The sequence below is a fragment of the Paenibacillus sp. S-12 genome (genome assembly GCF_030363895.1).
Lineage (GTDB): Bacteria > Bacillota > Bacilli > Paenibacillales > Paenibacillaceae > Paenibacillus_B > Paenibacillus_B alvei.
This window is the reverse complement of record NZ_JASIUF010000026.1, coordinates 217,833-236,403: the sequence shown is the minus strand read 5'-3', so window position 1 is coordinate 236,403 and position 18,571 is coordinate 217,833. Positions and strand designations below refer to the sequence as shown.

The following is an 18,571-nucleotide window of genomic DNA, read 5'->3' as shown; positions in this document are numbered from 1 at the left end:
CGCCGGAGAACGTGGCCTGCCATATTCATCGGCGTCCATACGATAACTGTCATGACGAAGGAGGACCACGAACATGGCCAAGCCCGATGATCGCTCTAACAATGCAGCTCGTCTGCAGAATGCCATTGACAACACATCAAGCAAGCTGCATAAAACCGAGCAGTATTTGACAGAGCATGCTGAAGAGATTAGCGCGACAGAGCGTCATGCTTTGCAAGCCAAGAATGAACGCCGTCGCCACAGCATCGAAGGGTTTGCCGCTGAGAAGCGCGACGAGCAATCGAACGCTTCCTCGTAGTAAGCCAATCGTTGACAGATGGATCGCAAAAAGAGGCGGAGCTTGAATCAAGCTCCGCCTCTCTTTATAAAATGGTTATGATTTTAAATTATTGCAATAGTTGCTCCAACGTTAGCTTGCCGTCATAGATGGCTTTGGCTGCTTCTTTGCCGACATAGCGGACATGCCATGGCTCGTACACATAACCGGTAATGCTCTCTCCATCCTTCGGATATCGAATAATAAATCCGGATTCATGAGCGTGCTCAGCTACCCACTTGCCTTCTTTCGAATCACCAAATACCTCTTCCAGTACATCGCCTACACTTGGACTCGACAAGTCCATCGTAAGTCCCGTCTGATGCTCACTCGTTCCAGGAACTGCACTCACGCGAGCGGCATATTCCTTGCCTTGCGTATCCACATAGTGATTGAACAAGGATTGCTGACGCTTGAAGGAACGATAGCCCGATACCGCATGCAGTGTAATGCCTTCATCCTTGGCCTGCTTAAACATCTCCTCAAGCGCCTCTGCTGCCTCCTTGCGCAAATGACGCTTCTCATGCGCTTCCTCGAAGGAGAACTTCACATTCGGCTCTACAAGATCCGGCGGCTCATAGCCATCAGGCAAGTAGCGCTCCTTATTGACTACAACCAGAATAGACTCTGGATTGGTAACAACAGCCTTGTCGCCCTGCTGTTCAATCGTAGAACTAAGTCCATATTCCGATTTCAGCTTGGCTGCAACTGATGCTGCGTCATCTGTGCTGGCAGAGCCTGCTTCACCTTGGCCCTCACCATTTGCTTCTCCCTGCTTATTATTATCCGGCGGCGATGTTAATGCCGGGTCGACTTGTTCTTGTCCAGATGTTACTGCTGTCTCGTCTCCGCTCTTCGGGTCTGCGCTCTGGCATCCACTGAGCAGAATCGCTGTCCCAAGTGCAAATACGAGACACTTTGCAGCCATGTTGTGTTGACTCATTGGTATTTCCCCTCTCCCAATCTATGACTAGTAGATTGAGAGTCTATTATATCGCAATAGATTGCCTATTGCGAATAGTAGAGACCGTACCAGAGCAACCCCCGTCTAACCCACGATAGGCAACGGGCGCCTGCTAGCTGTATGCTTGCTGACGCCCGAATCCTTAATTCCTATACGGTTACGGTACTGGACTTATGCTTCACTTCTTGCCCTACTTCAATATCAGCATCTTCATCCCGATTGAAGGCTTCTCGATCGAACTCGCCTTCACTTTTACCGATAAGCAGGGAGGCAACAGTCGTTCCTGTGGCATTGACTGCTGTACGCGCCATATCCACGATTGCATCGATCCCAAGAACAAGTCCAAATCCTTCGATAGGCAAACCTGCCTGAACGAGGACGACTGTCGTTGAAATGGACGCCGGCCCTGGAACACCCGCCACACCAACAGATGCTAGTGTTGCCGCTCCAACGATGAGCAAATAATCAGCAATATTGAGATCGATGCCATACACTCTTGCAATGAAGACAGCGACAATCGCTGGATAAATTCCGCCGCATCCATTCATATTAATCGTTGCGCCCAGCGGGGCAACAAAGCTTGCAATTCGATCCGATACCTTCATCCGCTTCGTGATCACTTCCAAATTCACGGGCAGTGTTGCATAGCTGCTTCGTGTCGTAAAGGCAACCGCAATCGTTGGATATGCCTTCTTGAAGAAACGAATCGGATTCACACGCGCACCGAAGGCGACAAGCGAGCCAAAGGTTACAATCATATGAATCAAGCACGCTACATAGACGGCAATAATGAACCAAGCAAGCTCCTTCAGTGTAGACAGCCCGTACTTGGCTGCCATCGACGTCATTAATCCAAACACACCGTACGGCGTTAACTTAATAACCAGCTTCGTTACACGGAACATCACATGAGAGAAGGACTGGAAGAAGGCGCGAATCGGCTGCACCTTCTCTGGATTGCGCAATCCCTCCAGTGTAATCGCCACTGCAATAAAAGCTGCAAATATAATCACCGGCACAACCTTGCCCTGTGCCATCTCATTGATCGGATTAGAAGGCACAAGATCAAGCAGCACTTGCTTGAAGGTTGGAATTTCACGCTGCTCGAAGCCCTGCGCCGCTTCTGAGCTCTGGGCGATACCGGAGCCAGGATCAATGACCACAGCAGTTCCCAGGCCGATAACAGCCGCAATCGCAGTCGTAATCAAGAACAGCGCGATCGTCTTCGTTCCAAGCTTCTTCAAAACATTTGGATCCTTCACGGAAGTAATACTCGATATAATTGCTGCAAAGACGAGCGGCATGACAACCATCTTAATCAAGCTGACATAGATCGATCCGAGAATACTGACATCTGCAGCAGCCTTGCCAAATACGGCACCAAGAGTTAAACCAAGCGCCATAGCGAGCAGTACGCGAAGTCCGAAACCAACCTTCTTCTTCGCCAACCACCATAGCAAGATCACAAGCAGCAGTGCAGCCCCCCAGCTCGCATAGACATTCCAGTCCTGCAGAGTGATCCAGTTCTGTTCTTTCATCATGACAACCCCTTCGTCTATTTATTCTCATAATTCCAACTTGTTTTATTGGTATTATAAAAATGGGAACGGAACTCGTCAATACTTTTTTATAAGAAGGATGCTATGGGTGTAAGATATGTCTTCAAAATTCAAAGAATCCCCGTACGGTTCAGCCACATCTGATCCGCATGGATCCACTGATTCGCATATTCCTCCCAAGCCTCAGGGTATCGCTTCATCAGCCCTCCTACTGTACAGGTCGCCAGCCCATCCACCGTATCCCACCAAGAACGTATTATGATAAATTGCTCAATTCTATGTATATGTGACAAATTCAAAAACTTAACTCCACCGTCCAACAGCCCCATTGCTAGATAAGCGAACTTCCACTCCTCCAGCTCCCATAAATATTGAGCAGCATATAAACGGAAGGCATCAATAAGTGGCTCGAGCGGATAAATATTCATAAGCGATTATCCCCAGTGCTATAATTTATAATCATTGCGAGGTACAATGAGCTATACTGCAATTCCAATGATGTAAAAGTCCTTATAGATATTCTCCGCAAAGCTGGTTCCTAAAACGACAACAAAGCGGCCTCTACCTTCGTAGAGACCGCCCATGTAACTTACTTTTTCAAATTATCCCATGCCTTCTGGAAGTCAGCGAACATTTTATCCTTATCCGACTTGCCAGCAATGTAGGCTTGAATCGCATTGCCGAATTCTTGCGTTGCGCCATCTGGGTACTTGAACCAGTTCCAGCTTAGCACTTTATTGTCTTGGCTGTACTTCACTACTTCTGCAGCAATGTCGCCAAGATCTTCCGCTGTCGCTTGAATCGTTGTCATCGCCGGGATGAACTTGAACTGCTTCGCAATGTATTCCTTGCCGATATCGGAGGATACCATCCAGTTCAGGAATGTCTTCGCTTCTTCCTTCACCTTGGAGTTCTTGTTCACAACCCAGTTGTTCGGCACGCCAACGAGAAGCTTATCATTTTTCACCGCATCATCATCTATTGGCATCGGAAGCACGCCAAGATTCAATTTCGGATCAATACTGTCAATTTGCACCTGTGTCCAGTTGCCTTGTTGCATCATAGCAGCCTCGCCCTTGGCAAACAGCGTTACTTGAGTATTATAGTCCGTTGTCAGTGGGTTCTTATTGCCGTATTTCACCGTCAGATCGAGCATCTTCACCCATTTCTCGAATTCCGAATTTCCTTGGAACTTCGCGCTGCCATCAGTGAGTGCCTTAATGAATGCATTTGGATCCGCTTGCTGTGCAAACGCCACGTTCAAGTTGTGAATACCGAGGATCCACCATTCCTGATAACCGTCAGCGAATGGAGTAATGCCTGCTGCCTGAAGCTTCTTCGCTGCATCCTCAAGCTGGGTCAGCGTTTTCGGTATTTCGGTAATGCCTGCCTTCTGAAACAAATCCTTATTGTAAATGAAGCCATAGCCTTCCAAGTTCATCGGCATGCCGTACAGCTTGCCATCCTTCGTCATTGGCTCCTTGGCAAGAGGGATTACATCCTTCACCCATGGCTCGCCAGACAAGTCTTCCAAATGATCCGCCCATGTGATCATTTCTTGATAGCCGCCATTATTGAAAATGTCCGGCGCATCGTTGCCAGCGAACTTCGCCTTCAATGCAGCGCCATAATCAGCACCGCCGCCGACTGTCTGGATATCCAGCTTAATATTCGGATAAGTCTTCTCGAACTCGCCCTTCAATCGGTTTAGCGCTTCAGCAATTTCGACTTTGAACTGAAAAATTTTAACGGTCTTTACTTCTTGACTGCCGGTTCCTTTATCGTTACCGGAGCCAGATGCACCTTCATTGCTCTTTGAACCACAGCCCGCCAGCATAACAGATACCGCCAACAGCATTAACAAAGACCATTTCGCGACTCGCTTCATTGCAAAGACCTCCCTTTGTCTGTGTACGCTCTTCATTCTGTTCGATCCCTGATCCTATCTTCTTCGTGTACCATTTCCACATTTTTCGCAAATCATACGATGGAACTGACTCACTGCTACCTAGTGGAACTAGCCATTCATCCACCATATTGCTGTTTGCACCTCGATTATAACCCCTTTCTTGCAAGCGGTTACAGAGAGAGTATTGACCAATCAGGTGGAATTCGTTGATCAGTTCTATTTGATTCGATTATCCCTTTACCGAGCCTGCTGTGATTCCTTCGATAATATATTTCTGCATAGAAAGAAAGAAGATGATGATTGGCGTAATGCCGAGCACTAGCGCAGGAAGCGCCAAGTCCCATTGTTTTGTGAACTGGCCAAAGAAGGCATAGGTCGCCAACGGAATCGTCCGCAGACTTGCACTTTGCAACATCAGCGAAGGAAGCAAATAGTCATTCCATATCCATAAACTGTTCAAAATCGCCACCGTTACGAACATCGGCTTCAGCAGCGGGAATACGACCTTCCAGAACACGCCGTAGGGCGTACAGCCGTCAACGACCGCCGCTTCCTCAATTTCAAGCGGAACTGATTTCATAAATCCATGGAACAAAAAGACCGACAGCGGAGCTCCAAAACCTAAGTAACATATAACCAGTCCCGTCATACTGTCCATCAGATTCAATGTGCCTGTAACCTTAACAAGCGGGATCATAATAGATTGGAATGGGATGACCATCGCCGCCACGAACAGCATGAACAAGGTCCGATTGAACCGCGTATTATGACGCACCATCCGATATGCCGCCATCGCGCTGGTCAACCCCACCAGCAGAACACTCACCACTGTAATGAGCAGTGAATTGGTAAACGCCTGTGGGAATTTCGTTATTTCCCACGCTTTCTGATAGTTCCCCCATTCGAACGATGCGGGCCAGCTTGCCGCGTTAGACAGCAAATCCCCGAAGGACTTCACAGAGTTCACTAGCAAAAAATAGAACGGGACAAGAAAGATAAGACCTACAATGACCATCACAAATTCTAATATCAATGTTCGAACATGATATGATTTAGTCGCTCCCATTACATTTCAACCTCCTTGCTCTTCGTGATGCGCACTTGGATGAGCGTAATGGCGGAGACAATCAAGAAGAATACGAGCGCCTTGGCTGTACCGAGACCGTATCGATTATTCTGGAATGCCTCCAAGTAAATATTAAGGGCAACCGATTCGGTTGATTTGAACGGACCGCCCTTCGTCAGGGACAGGTTCAAATCGAACATCTTGAATGACCAGGAGATAGCTAAAAATAAACATACCGTTACAGCCGGCATAATCAGCGGCACAATAATGTTGCGCAGCACTTGTCCACGGGTTGCCCCATCTATTTCTGCGGCTTCCAGCACGTCTTGGGGCACATTCATCATCGCTGCAATATAGATAACCATCAAGTATCCGGCAGTTTGCCAGACAAATACGATAATAATGCCCCAGAATGCTGTTGTCTCGTCACCAAGCCAAGGCAGGTTGAAAAATTCAATTCCCGTCAAATCTCCTACTGCTGCAAATCCCTTAATGAAAATAAACTGCCAGATGAATCCGAGCAGCAATCCCCCGATTACATTCGGCATAAAGAATACGGTTCGCAGCATATTGCGCAGCTTCAGTTGTCTTGTCAAAATATAAGCAAGACCAAAGCCGAACAGGTTCGTCAACACAATGCCGACGATTGTAAAGCGTGTTGTAAACCAGAAGGCCGGGAAGAAATCTGAGTCCTTCGCAAATATTTGAATGAAATTATCGAGCCCTACCCATTTCACAGTTCCGGAAACTCCATTCCAATCCGTGAATGAGTAGAACATGCCGAGCAGGAATGGAATGATGACAATAAGGGTGAAAAAGAATGCCGCAGGTCCGATGAAGAAGACTTGCTGCAGGGCTTGAGATGCTCGTTTGCGCGACATCCGAATCTCTCCTTTTCAACAGAAGTTATAGAGATTATGAAATCTTGTTGCTTTCAGTATGCACGCGAATGTAAACGGTTACCACAGATGGTCTTGAACGAAAAGGTGGAATATATTGACCCTCTCCTTATGTAAGCGTTACACTGTGGATCTGAGGAGGCGATTGTATGAAATGGAACAGTATTCGCACCAAACTTATCTTATTTATGCTCATTGCGACCATAGTCCCGACTGTCGCTACAATGATCATTTCGTACAGCTACACGACCGATTCACTGAAGAAGCGCGCCATTGAGCAGAACCATCAGCTCATGTTCCAAGGGAAAACGAACTTAGCCAATTTCATTGATAATTTGAACCGCGCCTCCTTGACCATTTATACCGATTTTGAATTTTATCGCCAACTGGACAGAGGATATGACGACTATACGTTTGATTCCTACACCTATATCACCCTGCAAAATATCGCATCATCTATGAATGGTATCTGGCAGGTATACTTCTACCGTACCGAAACGAAGCGAGCATCGCTGGTCATTCAAAGCATTCCGCGGCGCATTTACGATGCAAAGGTACATGAGGATACAGCCCGCTATACGAAGGACGGCATTCAGATGCAGCCTACGCATTTGAGCCATACGTATGGATTTTCTTCATCACCGTTCTTCTTCCCGAGTGTCCAGGTGTTCACCTTGCATCGGCCGATCTACCGCATTCCTTCCAATGAACGCTTAGGAATGCTGTCCGTTGATGTGAAACTTGATTCACTTGCTCAAATTGTGGATCAGTTGTACGTCAAGGAGCAGGAAAGCATCTATTTGCTTGATGATTTGGGGCACGTGTTTTATGCGGACGACCGGCAGCTCATTGGACAACAGCTGCAGGACAGCTGGTATGATCGAGATCAATTCAACAAACAGGAAAGCGGCCATTTCGAGCAGGATGGGGCCATCTTCATTCATGAGCGCGTCTCAACACCGCTGACAAATTGGACGATCGTGAAAAAGATACCGAAGTCGTATTTGCTTCAGGGGGCGAACCAAGCGGCAATCATTAATATAATGCTCATTGCCTTGTCCCTTATCGTCATTATCATTGCCACGATTATCGTATCTTTCCGCATTACGAGGCCGGTACGTCAGCTCGTTCGCTACATTAACCAAGTACAGACCGGGAACTTGCGTGTAGATATTCAACCCGTCAGCAATGATGAGATTGGCGTCGTCTTAAAGCGGTTCCGCAATATGATGGACATGATTAACAACCTTATTTTGCGGGAATATCAGCTTGAGCTCGCGAACAAGTCGAACCAGCTTAAGGCGCTGCAAGCGCAGATTAACCCGCATTTCATGAATAATGCGCTGCAATCGATTGGCACACAGGCGCTGCAGCATAATGCGCCACATATTTATAAACTTGTTACCGCACTGGGCAAAATGATGCGCTACAGCATGTACACGGATCAGAGTACGGCAACTGTCCAAGAAGAGATTGATCATGTGAAAGCCTATCTGCAGTTGCAGGCACAGCGATTTGAAAATACGTTCCAAGCTGTATTCGACATTGACGAGCGAACACTGGACATTCATCTGCCGAAGATGACGCTTCAGCCTCTCGTAGAGAATTATTTCAAGCATGGAATAGACCGTTCTGTACCGAGCGGACAGCTTACGATCCGTTGCAGTTGCATGCAGCGAACGGAACAACAGCAAGACGAAGCAGAGGTTCAATATTTGCAGCTTGTGGTAGAAGATAACGGGCGAGGCATGACCTTGATGCGCCGGATCGAGCTGAACGAAAAGCTTCAAGAGGTGCATCCCGAGCTGTTGGGTACACGGACAAGCCATGCCATATCACGAGATGAGTTCGTATCGGACAACGCTGCTGGCTCCTCGTCTAGTATTGGACTCGTCAATGTGCTTGCCAGACTACAGCTATTCACGGATGGCCGTTCAACAATGAAGGTGGAGGAACAGGTACCTCATGGTACTCGCATTGTCATAGAGATGGGATTGGAGCGTGAGAATGAACATGAAGGCACTGATCGTAGATGATGAGAAGCATGTGCGGGATGCAATCCGGTTGCTTGTCGCTTGGGATACGCATGGAATAGATACGATTATGGAAGCTGCAGACGGCGAGCAGGCAGTCCAATTGATTAAGCAGCACAAGCCCCAAGTAGTCATGACCGATATGATGATGCCCGCCATGAGCGGAACAGCTCTTATGGAGTGGATGAGCCGTCATGCTCCTTCGAGCAAAATCATTGCCATCAGCGGACATGATGATTTCGCACTCGTTCGCCATGCAATGCAGCATGGCGGCATGGACTATATATTGAAGCCGATCGACCCAGATACAGTGAATGCTGCCATCCATAAAGCGGTAATCGCATGGAAGCGCGAGGAGGAGAACCGCCAGTCAAGCCAGCGGCAGCGTATGCAAGCCAATGAATTCAAGCCTATGCTGGCTGAGAAGCTGTGGTCTGGGTTGCTGGACGATCCTTGTGTATATGAGGGAAATGTACGTAGGCTGCAGCAAGAGCTCCACCTGCCTGCCGCCATTACGAGCGCTCGGCTTGCAGTTGCGCGGATCAACGCGACACATGCCAGCCTGCGCGGAAGGTTCGGCGACAACAGACAGCTTCTATTCTATTCGCTCGTCAACATCGCCGATGAGCTGCTGAACGGTCACGCCTGCGCATCGAATGAACCGCGGCAGTATGCTTCTGCAAGCGGAACCGCCTTCCGCTATGGAGCCGCTTCCGATGAGCTTGTCATCATTATGTGGGACTCCCCGCAACGACTGGAATCGTTCTTGGAGCAATTGAATGCAGGATTGGAACAGACCTACAAGCATCGACTGCACTTCGGGATATCGAAAACGTTCTCCCTGCCCTTAGGGATAACAGACGGGTATTCTGAGGCCAAGAGCGCGCTGATGCAGCGCAATCTGCTCATACACGGAGTTCATATCCATACTGTACAGAATAGCGCTGGTGCGGAGGAGTTGACTCGAAATGCCCCTCCTACCTTACATGGAGGAACAGGCAAGCAGATACGGCTCGCCTCCTTCGAGGAAGAGTGGAGGCTCGCCCTGTTAAGCGGGCATGAAGAGCAGCTGCGGCAGGCTGTCCACGCCTTCATTCAGGCGCAGAAACTGCTGCCTCAGTTGACACCGGATATGCTCGTCGGCTGGATAAAGGAATGGGAAGCCCTGCGTGTACGTATGACTCAAGCCGCTGCTCCCGATGCTGACGCAGCCGATAAACTGCTGGTTGACTCACAAGACCAGTTGTTTATTCCATATCATTGCCCAGAATGCTTGGATCATTTCGCATGGCAGGACTGGGAGCAATCGTGGCTGTCAGCGATGAAGCAGTTGGCTTGCCTCCTGCTGCAGCAGAAGAAGGAAGCACAGCATATCATCTATGATATCGCCAAGTATGTGGAGCAGCACTATCATGAGGAGGTATCGCTGCAGGATATCGCTCAGCGCTTTTATGTCAGCCGCGAATACATTTCCCGCAAATTCAAGCAGCAGTTTGGCATCAACCTGTCCGATTACATGACGAATATTCGTATGAACAAGGCGCTTCGCCTTCTGCTCAACCCTCACCTTCGTATTGCCCAAGTAGCCGAAATGGTAGGGTACCAGGATGAGAAATACTTCAGTAAAGTGTTCAAAAAGACACAAGGCATGTCACCGAACATGTATCGCAAGCGGCAAACGAATATGCAGTAGTGAAAAAACACGACAACAAGGGCGTCCTTATGGGCAGGCTGTACAGCTGTGCTCATTGGGACGCCCTTTCTTATGTCTAATGTTATGAAGGAGGTACAGAGAATCAATGCCGTAAATCCGCTGCGACATTATTTCTACATTGCAGCGGCATGATTAGATGTATGTAACTTCAATCGCTTTTTTCATCGAAATTGCGGCTTGAATCTCTTCTTTTCCAATGTTGGGCTCGTCTCCTCTTCCACCATGCGATGATCAGAAGCAACAGCGGATACAGCAGCAGCATAGTTGCAGAAAATAACGGTTCTGTGGTCATAAACAAATCCACCATGTCCTGTAAATTATCGGAAATCCAGAAACTCATCGCGATGATGAGAACGCCGATCGGAAAAATGATTGGCCGAAAATCCTTTAGCCTCAGCCACTGAGCGGTTCCAAGCACAAGCACGTAATACCAGGCGGCAATTTGCACGAAGCCGCCCATTACCCACAGAACGACTACTATCGCTTCCACATGCTCAAAGAACCCTGCAAGGCTGATATAGCGAGATGCCACAAATACAGGGAAGGTAAACATCGATGTCAGCGGGCCAAATAAGAACAAGCAAACTAAATTGGTAAGTACCATGGTAAGCAGCGTAAGGATTAGCGGTGATAAGCTCCATTTTATACGGCTGCGGTTACCGATTGCATAAGGAAGGAAAAATCCGATTAGCAAAAATCCCAAAAACCAAGTTGCTGGTGTAATCGAACCTTCCAGAACAAGCCTCCATCCATTGTTCAAAATCGGAAACATCTCAGTCGCACTTAATTCGGGAAGAAGAAATAGCGGGATCGAGAGCAACAAAATCATAAACAACGGAGCAATGAGCAGGGCAAATTTGCCGATGACTTCGATTCCTCCACGGATTGCTACGGCGCATACAAATATAAGGGCAGTATTAATAACCGTCTCAGGGGTGCGAATGAGCAGGGATCCAACGATAAATTCTCCATATTCCCTTACAATGAGCCCTACATTATGCAGCAGAAAAAATAGAAATACTCCGTTCACTATCATACCGGCCCAGCGTCCAATGAGCTGGGGTGCGTATTCGACCATCGTCATTTCGGGGTAGTACCGATTTAGACACATAGCAATAAACAATGTGATAAATCCCGCCACTGAGCCGATGATCGATGTCATCCACGCATCTCGGCCCGCGATTTGGGAAGCTACCGTTGGAATCACGAGCACGGCTGTGGCGCACACCATCAAATAGGTCAGCATGCACAGCTGCGGCCAAGTTATTCGTCCTCGTTCCATACCCTTTCCAACTCCTTCTTTTAACAGGATCATGCTGGATGCTTCAACCATAACAACAGCGGCTTGTATACGAAATCAATCCATTGTCGGGGCGACGTCCATGGAGGGAACTGGCTTATAGAGAAGACAACGATCCAGGCGAGCCCCCACAACACAAAAAACGCCTTTTTTTCTCTGTCACTCCGCTTGGAAAAAGTACCGATCTTCCATTCCCAGATCAAATTGATAATCAACAGCAGGCTCATTCCCGCTAGAAAATGGTTCCCCATTAATGCACACCCGCCTTCTGCTCAATGGTGCTTGTGATGCTGCCTGGCCGCTCAATCAGAGCATGTACGCGAATTTCAATTTTCATATTGGCATAAATATGATCCCAATTCGGCCCTATCTGCTCTTTCCATTGTGATGGGTACTTTCGGTGTACGCGCGCTGCGAAATCGAACACATCGGTGGACAGCTTCTTTTGTGACATTGAAATGGATTGCTTAATGATCTGTTCGATGTTCGCTTCTATCTTGGTTTCTGCTTGACGTGCTTGATCCGAATCGGATACGTCCAGCTTGGTGCTATTTTGTGTCATATCCATGAAGGCAACCAGCTTCATCCGCATTGTCAACTGCTTCCCATCCCAATACGGATCGAACGTCAACGTATTGTGGCGAACCCGAAGCGACAAACAGTCCTTTCCATCCCCTTCCTTGCATAAAGAGACCGTTAAACGCTTCTTCTCCCCCCGCAGCCACATCACGCCAATCACATCTTTACCGCCTATTTCGCCAACATAATGATCCTTTTTGAAGACGGACAGCTTATCTATCGAAGGGACACGGACACCAAGCTCGCTCGTCTTCCATTCCACAAACGGAGCAAACCCCATCGATGAATCTCCGGCCATCATCTTCATATAATCGAGCAGCGTAACATCCCATATAGAACGCGACTTGCCAAGATCCTTGAACATCTCTGCGACGTTCTGATGGAGTTGAGGCATTGACTTAAGGAAATCGCTTGCTTCCCCATCTGTAATAAATATAAGGGCATGCTCACGCGGATTCTGATATCGCAGGAAGAAGTCGAAATGTTTGAGAAGCCCCTCTTCTGCAAGCTTTTTGCTAATCACGTATACTTCGGTTTGTCCCCAAAATATATATCGTGGCATCTTATTTTGCAGCTCAAATACGGCCTCGCCAAGTGTTTTGCCATTCGCCGAAAATACAGTTGTTGAGCCACCTTTTCCACCCTCCTTGCCCCCGCTGGAAGAAGAAGAAGCTCCTCCTTCTTTAGGGACGTATACCTGCAATGTCGTCTTTATTCCCCCATCCCCGTCCTGATCCAATCCGGCAGCAAGAATAATGGAGAGCTGCTCAATTTCAGTCCGATCCCAGCAGCTTGCAAGCAGGGGCACCAGCAGACAGAGAAGAATTGTGCTGGCTATATATCGAATCATTCGAGTCAAACGCATACTCCACCTCTATTCTCCATGAGAATGATCAACCCTATAGGATTACCTACACGGCAGTATCCCGCTTCTTATTCTCTGCCTATCAAGCTACCTTCTAGGTACTGGCACCCCCTCTGCCTCTGCTATCCCCGACTTCCATTCGCGCAGATACACCACGCTCCATTTGGGTGTCCTCCGTCCATACGGGGACACGAAGAAAAATATCCTTAAGCTCTTCTTTGCGCATTGGTGCAATTCCTGACATATAAGGGATACCGAACGATCGCAATGTAAACAGGTGTGTCATCAGCAATATGATCCCCATCATTAATCCCAACATGCCCAGCATGCCCGAGAGGATCATCATAGGAAAGCGCAGCAGCCGCACAGCGATTCCCAAATTGTAATGCGGAACTAAGAATGAGGATACCCCTGTAATCGCGACAACCATAACCATCGGAGCAGAGACGAGCCCTGCAGTTATTGCGGCCTGACCAATAACGAGAGCGCCGACGATGCTGATTGCAGAACCAACCTGCTGTGGCAGCCGCGCGCCCGCTTCACGAAGCGCCTCGAACATAATCTCCATTAAGAGCGCCTCTACAAGCGCCGGAAATGGAACTTGGCTGCGGGCTTTAGCCATCGTTAATATGAGAGCAGTTGGGATCATCTCCTGATGGTAGGTGATAATTGCAACATAAAGAGATGGCCCAATTAGTGAAATCACGAGGCAAATGTAGCGCAGCCAGCGGATGATGGTGCCGAAGTGATGGCGCTCATAGTAATCCTCAGGAGATTGCAAGAACGATGCCCACAATCCTGGCGCAATGAGGGCAACTGGCGACCCATCAACTAGAATGACGATACGTCCCTCAAGCAAATGGGAGGCAGCTACATCTGGACGCTCTGTAGTAAGTAGCTGGGGAAATGGAGATGCTGGCATATCCTCCAAACATTCTTCCACATAACCGCTATCTAGCACGCTTTGCAACGACATGCCTTCCAGACGCTTCCGTACTTCAGCCAGCAATTGGGGAGCTACAATGCCTTCTATATAGGCATACCGGATTTCTGTAAGAGTCAATTCGCCACGCTTCAGCGACTCCATCTTCAACCGCGGTGTTCGAACACGCCGACGAAGCAAGGCTGCGTTTGTTTGCAGCGTTTCTACGAATCCATCCCTTGGGCCGCGTACCACCGATTCCGCAGATGGCTCTGATACGCCACGCTTGTCGAACTTGATCGCATCAATCGTAAATCCGGCAGATGAACGGTGAGGAATAAGCAGGGTTAAGCCTGCTAATATTGCTTCCATTGCCGCCTCCATCGAGTGAGTCGGCGTCACCTTCACAGCTGTAACGGTTCGCAGGATATCCTCTACCAGTACATTAGCGGAGTCAGGCTTGTCCGGATAACGCTGCTTCAGCGGTTCAATAATATGTTCGTCCAGCATCGCCGAGTCCGTCAGCCCGTCTAGATAGCATAAGGTAGCCTTCTTGCCTCCCTGTAATTCGAAGGTGTAAAAAATCACATCTTCACACTGTTGAAAGCAATCTTTTAAGAAGGCAACATTGCTCCTTCCATTGGAAGACCATTCTGCATTTTGCGGCATGCCGGCTTGTGCAGTTCCGTTATGTTGTTCTTCTGTTGTAGGCATATACTCCTACCTCCTTCGAAGTTCCCCGCACCGAACATCGACTCTGTAACGAGTCTCCGTCTTCTCCCAATATAGGTTTGCATGTACAACTGAAAATTATGAGTTGACAGTTGAAAATCATCATGATATAGTTATCTCGAATTAAAGATATTATTTTTCGAGACATTAAGTTCCTTATCGTAAAGGTGGTGAATGACAGATGACCAACCCTCGTACGGATGCATTTGATCCCGAGATTCAGCAGTCGCTAAAGCTATTCATTGTATTGTCCCGCGCCTCTAAGGCCCTTATGGACTATGCCCAGCAGGACATGAAGCATTATGAGCTTAATCCGTCCGAATTCGCGGTCATGGAACTGCTCTACCATAAGGGGGCTACCCCTATCCAGCAGATCGGCGGTAAAATATTGCTTGCCAGCGGCACGATGACCTATGTAATCGACAAACTTGTAAAGAAGGGATTCCTGCAGCGAAGACCTTGCGAGAAGGATCGTCGCGTCATCTATGCAGAGCTGACGCCTGAGGGAGAAGCTGTTATTGGCGACATCTTCCCTCGACATGCGAAGGCTCTTCACGAAGCGGTTAACGGAATGCCTTTGGAAGACAAGGAACAACTCATTGGCTTGTTGAAAAAGCTGGGACAGAACATCCCTTCACCAAAGTAGCCCTTTAAAGTAGCCCTTTTCAGTAGAGAAGGGTATCCCTTTGGCCATATATCTCGAATTCAAGACTCTCATATTACGCATTTTATTTTAAAAGTAGTTTACTTCATACCTATTAGGAGGAATATTACATGTTGGCAGATTACGGATTATTATTAATTCGTCTCGTTATTGGATTGACGATGATGGGACACGGAGCACAGAAGCTGTTCGGTTGGTTTGGCGGTTACGGTATTAAAGGGACAGGAGGATGGTTCGAGTCTATCGGTATGCGGCCTGGGCCACTTATGGCACTTATGGCTGGATTGACTGAGCTTGCTGGAGGCTTGTTGTTCGGTCTCGGATTCCTGACTTGGCTAGGCGCAGCTTTCATTGTCGGTACGATGCTTGTCGCCATTGTGAAGGTGCATGGCGCGAACGGATACTGGGTAACCTCGAATGGTATTGAATACAACGTAATGCTGATTGCTGCCGCAATTGGAGTAGCTTTAATTGGTGCAGGAGCTTTTTCTCTAGATGCATTGATGTAACCCTTTTTTCAAGAATTCGATCATTCGAACTTATTAACGACGTATACACTTACGAAATGCAATGGCACGACGATCATAACATACGAATCATAACAGGAGGACTATACAATGAATTCAACAATGAAACGTTCCATTCAACGCGCTGGCGATCGTTATCACAATGATCATGGCTGGCTGAAGACATCCTTCAGTTTCTCCTTCGCTGATTACTATGATCCAGACAATATGCACTTCAGCTCACTGCGTGTGTTGAATGACGACCATATTGCACCTGGAACTGGATTTGACCTTCACCCCCATAAAAACATGGAGATTGTTACGGTCGTATTGAAGGGTGAGTTGGAACATCAGGACAGCACTGGCAATCGCGAGATTATCGTCCCAGGCCAAATTCAGCGCATGAGCGCTGGAACAGGTATTTACCACGGCGAAGCTAATGCGTCCAGCTCTGAGCCGCTTGAGCTGCTGCAATTGTGGTTCATGCCGGAACGTCTTGGCATCACACCATCATATGAAACGCATACGTATGGATTGGAATCCATCCAGAACCGCCTGCTTCCAGTCGCATCCAATCATGCGAAGGAGCTTGGCACAGCCCATATTCATCAAGATATGACGATGTACTTGGGTCACTTCCAAGACGGTGAGGAAGTGACGATTGAACAACGCCCAAACCGCTCCCTCTATATATTCGTAATGGAAGGTGAAGTCGGCTTTGAGGATGGTGAAATGCTGAACCGCCGTGATGCAGCCCGTATTGAAAATGCTGGTTCTCTAACGCTCCAATTCAAGCCTGGGACACATGTCATGGTTATTGATTTGCCTTAATAACATTTTATCCCTGAATATTTTCTCTTTCTTGCACCCCCTTCCCTATATATAAAAAAAGAGATGCGCGATAATCGCGCATCTCTTTTTTTGTGGAAGCTAATTACTTCTTTCATGTTTCCAAATAATCAATGATACCATTGACGACCGCTTCGGCTGCTTGCTTCTGGAAGTCCTGCGACTTCATTCGCTGTTCGTCATTAGGATTGGAAATGTACCCGAGCTCAAGCAATACAGACGGTCTCGGATTTCTCCGCAGCACATAATAATCCCCAAATTGGACGCCTCTATCTCTCATTTCCATGTTCTGCTGCTCAAGATTAGCATGTATCGTATTGGCAAGCTTCTGATTATTATCTTGATAATAATAGGTCGTCATTCCTTCAGCCTCAGCCGTATCGAATGCATCATAATGGATACTCACATAGAGATCTGCTGATTTCCGTTCAGCTATGGCAACTCGTTCCTGCAAAGATACCGTGTCATCCTGTTCACGCGTTAGCACAACTTGTGCTTTTGTCCGACGCTGGAGCTCCTGTTGTATCGCCTTGGCCGTCTGCAGGGTCATCTTCTTCTCCAGCGTGCCTTGGCTTCCCAAGGAACCCGAATCTATTCCACCATGCCCCGGATCAATTACAATCGTTTTTCCCTTCAAATATTTTGGGCCTTCTGGCGCCTTCATCATGGCATGCACCTCAGTTGCCCCATAGTCATACTGCATATACACATAAACGGAGAGCCCCACAGACAGGAGCACCGATAAACCTATTGTGGCTATTTTTTTCATCTATTGCATTCCTCTTCCCTTCATTCAATCTAGTAATGAAGCTAGTTTACTAGCTTCATATCAAGATGAGATAAAGGCGAAGCCAATGCAAAGAGCCACTTTCTTGGAGAAAATGGCTGATTTTGCGCTTTCCTTGTTATTGCTTCCTCTTGTTCAACTCGAAGTCGGACATTCGAATTTATATCCAATTCGTACAACAGTCGTAATTAGCTTGCCCTTATCGCCTAGCTTTTGGCGAATATTGCCCATATGCGTATTTATCGTCCGATCGTGGCCCGCATACTCATAACCCCATATTTTCACAATTAACTGTTCTCTTGTGACGACGATTCCTTGATTCTGCATTAAGTGCAGTAAGATCTCGAATTCTGTATAGGTTAAATAAACACGTTCCCTATCCACCATGACCATTCGTGAAGGGAGATGAACATAAATGCCGCAACAGGATATTACATCTTCCGATCCTTGCGCCGTTTGCTCCTGAACTGGTGATACCATTTGCCGTGGCCTGCTGTTCAGCAGCCGTTTCGCTCTAGCCATCAATAGCGGAGGGCTGTATGGCTTCGTAACATAATCATCAGCCCCTAACTCAAATCCAAGCAGCGCGTCCTGTTCGTCCTCCCGAGCAATCAGCAAAATGATGGGTACATCAGATATTTTTCGAATATGTCTGCATAAATCCCAGCCGTTCAGCCCAGGCAGCTTCACATCGATTACGACTAAATCAATGGCATGTGCTTGGAACAGCTCCAGACCTTCTTTCCCGTCTGATGATTCCCACACACGATGTCCCTCATTCTCGAAATGATTCTTCAATAATTTTCGCAATAGCGACTCATTCTCTACGACAAGTATCGTACGCTGCATCATATCTGCTCCTATAGGTGCCGCCACTCGCAGCAATCGTGTTTATGCGCACAGCTCC

At 47.8% G+C, this 18,571-nt stretch carries 18 protein-coding genes; 6 read left to right on the top strand and 12 right to left on the bottom strand.

Features of this window, described 5'->3' with window-relative positions; all coding sequences use genetic code 11:
• Window positions 1-73 precede the first annotated feature (73 nt).
• The gene (gene tlp / locus NO352_RS23755) at window positions 74-298 is read left to right on the top strand and encodes a small acid-soluble spore protein Tlp (protein WP_163974592.1); all 225 of its coding nucleotides are present in this window, start codon (window positions 74-76) and stop codon (window positions 296-298) included.
• 88 nt (window positions 299-386) lie between these two features.
• On the opposite strand, the gene NO352_RS23750 is transcribed toward tlp, so the two are convergent.
• The 6 genes from NO352_RS23750 to NO352_RS23725 form a co-directional block, all read right to left on the bottom strand.
• Window positions 387-1,259, bottom strand: a complete 873-nt coding sequence (locus tag NO352_RS23750) for a M15 family metallopeptidase (protein WP_171417050.1) — start codon at window positions 1,257-1,259, stop codon at window positions 387-389.
• A gap of 170 nt (window positions 1,260-1,429) precedes the next feature.
• The gene (locus tag NO352_RS23745) at window positions 1,430-2,818 is read right to left on the bottom strand and encodes a dicarboxylate/amino acid:cation symporter (RefSeq protein WP_197267493.1); all 1,389 of its coding nucleotides are present in this window, start codon (window positions 2,816-2,818) and stop codon (window positions 1,430-1,432) included.
• Between the two features lie 131 nt (window positions 2,819-2,949).
• Window positions 2,950-3,267 carry a DNA alkylation repair protein gene (locus tag NO352_RS23740; RefSeq protein WP_289356927.1) on the bottom strand — a complete coding sequence of 106 codons (318 nt, stop codon included), beginning with the start codon at window positions 3,265-3,267 and terminating at the stop codon, window positions 2,950-2,952.
• Between the two features lie 161 nt (window positions 3,268-3,428).
• Window positions 3,429-4,727 (bottom strand): ABC transporter substrate-binding protein, encoded by a 1,299-nt coding sequence (locus NO352_RS23735; protein WP_268620886.1) that lies wholly within the window; start codon window positions 4,725-4,727, stop codon window positions 3,429-3,431.
• A gap of 250 nt (window positions 4,728-4,977) precedes the next feature.
• A complete protein-coding gene (locus NO352_RS23730) occupies window positions 4,978-5,814 on the bottom strand; it encodes a carbohydrate ABC transporter permease (protein WP_005543497.1) in 837 nt (278 codons plus the stop codon).
• The gene (locus tag NO352_RS23725) at window positions 5,814-6,695 is read right to left on the bottom strand and encodes a carbohydrate ABC transporter permease (protein WP_289356926.1); all 882 of its coding nucleotides are present in this window, start codon (window positions 6,693-6,695) and stop codon (window positions 5,814-5,816) included. The genes NO352_RS23730 and NO352_RS23725 overlap by 1 nt, the downstream gene beginning before the upstream one ends.
• 167 nt (window positions 6,696-6,862) lie before the next feature.
• Between NO352_RS23725 and NO352_RS23720 the strand changes: the two genes are divergently transcribed.
• The gene (locus tag NO352_RS23720) at window positions 6,863-8,749 is read left to right on the top strand and encodes a cache domain-containing sensor histidine kinase (RefSeq protein WP_289356925.1); all 1,887 of its coding nucleotides are present in this window, start codon (window positions 6,863-6,865) and stop codon (window positions 8,747-8,749) included.
• Window positions 8,721-10,439, top strand: coding sequence for a response regulator (locus NO352_RS23715; protein ID WP_005543503.1), 1,719 nt, complete (start codon window positions 8,721-8,723; stop codon window positions 10,437-10,439). Before NO352_RS23720 ends, NO352_RS23715 begins: the two co-directional genes overlap by 29 nt.
• Before the next feature lie 169 nt (window positions 10,440-10,608).
• On the opposite strand, the gene NO352_RS23710 is transcribed toward NO352_RS23715, so the two are convergent.
• The 4 genes from NO352_RS23710 to NO352_RS23695 form a co-directional block, all read right to left on the bottom strand.
• Complete coding sequence (locus NO352_RS23710) at window positions 10,609-11,742, bottom strand: GerAB/ArcD/ProY family transporter (protein WP_289356924.1); 1,134 nt, start codon at window positions 11,740-11,742, stop codon at window positions 10,609-10,611.
• Window positions 11,743-11,771: 29 nt separating this feature from the next.
• Entirely contained in the window at window positions 11,772-12,011 is a 240-nt protein-coding gene (locus NO352_RS23705) for a hypothetical protein (protein ID WP_289356923.1), read from the bottom strand.
• On the bottom strand, window positions 12,011-13,204 hold the full coding sequence (locus NO352_RS23700) for a Ger(x)C family spore germination protein (protein WP_005543507.1): 1,194 nt from the start codon (window positions 13,202-13,204) through the stop codon (window positions 12,011-12,013). The genes NO352_RS23705 and NO352_RS23700 overlap by 1 nt, the downstream gene beginning before the upstream one ends.
• A 94-nt stretch (window positions 13,205-13,298) precedes the next feature.
• Window positions 13,299-14,840, bottom strand: coding sequence for a spore germination protein (locus NO352_RS23695; protein WP_268598879.1), 1,542 nt, complete (start codon window positions 14,838-14,840; stop codon window positions 13,299-13,301).
• Between the two features lie 199 nt (window positions 14,841-15,039).
• Between NO352_RS23695 and NO352_RS23690 the strand changes: the two genes are divergently transcribed.
• The 3 genes from NO352_RS23690 to NO352_RS23680 all read left to right on the top strand — a co-directional run bounded on the left by NO352_RS23690 (window position 15,040) and on the right by NO352_RS23680 (window position 16,859).
• Complete coding sequence (locus NO352_RS23690) at window positions 15,040-15,504, top strand: MarR family winged helix-turn-helix transcriptional regulator (RefSeq protein WP_005543511.1); 465 nt, start codon at window positions 15,040-15,042, stop codon at window positions 15,502-15,504.
• A gap of 128 nt (window positions 15,505-15,632) precedes the next feature.
• Complete coding sequence (locus tag NO352_RS23685; RefSeq protein ID WP_005543512.1) at window positions 15,633-16,031, top strand: DoxX family protein; 399 nt, start codon at window positions 15,633-15,635, stop codon at window positions 16,029-16,031.
• 108 nt (window positions 16,032-16,139) lie between these two features.
• Window positions 16,140-16,859 carry a pirin family protein gene (locus tag NO352_RS23680; protein ID WP_005543513.1) on the top strand — a complete coding sequence of 240 codons (720 nt, stop codon included), beginning with the start codon at window positions 16,140-16,142 and terminating at the stop codon, window positions 16,857-16,859.
• Between the two features lie 112 nt (window positions 16,860-16,971).
• On the opposite strand, the gene NO352_RS23675 is transcribed toward NO352_RS23680, so the two are convergent.
• Both NO352_RS23675 and NO352_RS23670 read right to left on the bottom strand, forming a co-directional pair.
• On the bottom strand, window positions 16,972-17,646 hold the full coding sequence (locus NO352_RS23675; protein ID WP_289356921.1) for an N-acetylmuramoyl-L-alanine amidase family protein: 675 nt from the start codon (window positions 17,644-17,646) through the stop codon (window positions 16,972-16,974).
• Window positions 17,647-17,799: 153 nt separating this feature from the next.
• A complete protein-coding gene (locus tag NO352_RS23670; RefSeq protein ID WP_289357004.1) occupies window positions 17,800-18,513 on the bottom strand; it encodes a response regulator transcription factor in 714 nt (237 codons plus the stop codon).
• Between the last annotated feature and the right edge of the window lie 58 nt (window positions 18,514-18,571).

Coding starts and splice junctions, on each gene's coding strand:
- tlp (WP_163974592.1), top strand. CDS start 74: ATGGCCAAGCCCGATGATCGCTCTAACAATGCAGCTCGTCTGCAGAAT.
- NO352_RS23750 (WP_171417050.1), bottom strand. CDS start 1,259: ATGAGTCAACACAACATGGCTGCAAAGTGTCTCGTATTTGCACTTGGG.
- NO352_RS23745 (WP_197267493.1), bottom strand. CDS start 2,818: ATGAAAGAACAGAACTGGATCACTCTGCAGGACTGGAATGTCTATGCG.
- NO352_RS23740 (WP_289356927.1), bottom strand. CDS start 3,267: ATGAATATTTATCCGCTCGAGCCACTTATTGATGCCTTCCGTTTATAT.
- NO352_RS23735 (WP_268620886.1), bottom strand. CDS start 4,727: ATGAAGCGAGTCGCGAAATGGTCTTTGTTAATGCTGTTGGCGGTATCT.
- NO352_RS23730 (WP_005543497.1), bottom strand. CDS start 5,814: ATGGGAGCGACTAAATCATATCATGTTCGAACATTGATATTAGAATTT.
- NO352_RS23725 (WP_289356926.1), bottom strand. CDS start 6,695: ATGTCGCGCAAACGAGCATCTCAAGCCCTGCAGCAAGTCTTCTTCATC.
- NO352_RS23720 (WP_289356925.1), top strand. CDS start 6,863: ATGAAATGGAACAGTATTCGCACCAAACTTATCTTATTTATGCTCATT.
- NO352_RS23715 (WP_005543503.1), top strand. CDS start 8,721: ATGAACATGAAGGCACTGATCGTAGATGATGAGAAGCATGTGCGGGAT.
- NO352_RS23710 (WP_289356924.1), bottom strand. CDS start 11,742: ATGGAACGAGGACGAATAACTTGGCCGCAGCTGTGCATGCTGACCTAT.
- NO352_RS23705 (WP_289356923.1), bottom strand. CDS start 12,011: ATGGGGAACCATTTTCTAGCGGGAATGAGCCTGCTGTTGATTATCAAT.
- NO352_RS23700 (WP_005543507.1), bottom strand. CDS start 13,204: ATGCGTTTGACTCGAATGATTCGATATATAGCCAGCACAATTCTTCTC.
- NO352_RS23695 (WP_268598879.1), bottom strand. CDS start 14,840: ATGCCTACAACAGAAGAACAACATAACGGAACTGCACAAGCCGGCATG.
- NO352_RS23690 (WP_005543511.1), top strand. CDS start 15,040: ATGACCAACCCTCGTACGGATGCATTTGATCCCGAGATTCAGCAGTCG.
- NO352_RS23685 (WP_005543512.1), top strand. CDS start 15,633: ATGTTGGCAGATTACGGATTATTATTAATTCGTCTCGTTATTGGATTG.
- NO352_RS23680 (WP_005543513.1), top strand. CDS start 16,140: ATGAATTCAACAATGAAACGTTCCATTCAACGCGCTGGCGATCGTTAT.
- NO352_RS23675 (WP_289356921.1), bottom strand. CDS start 17,646: ATGAAAAAAATAGCCACAATAGGTTTATCGGTGCTCCTGTCTGTGGGG.
- NO352_RS23670 (WP_289357004.1), bottom strand. CDS start 18,513: ATGCAGCGTACGATACTTGTCGTAGAGAATGAGTCGCTATTGCGAAAA.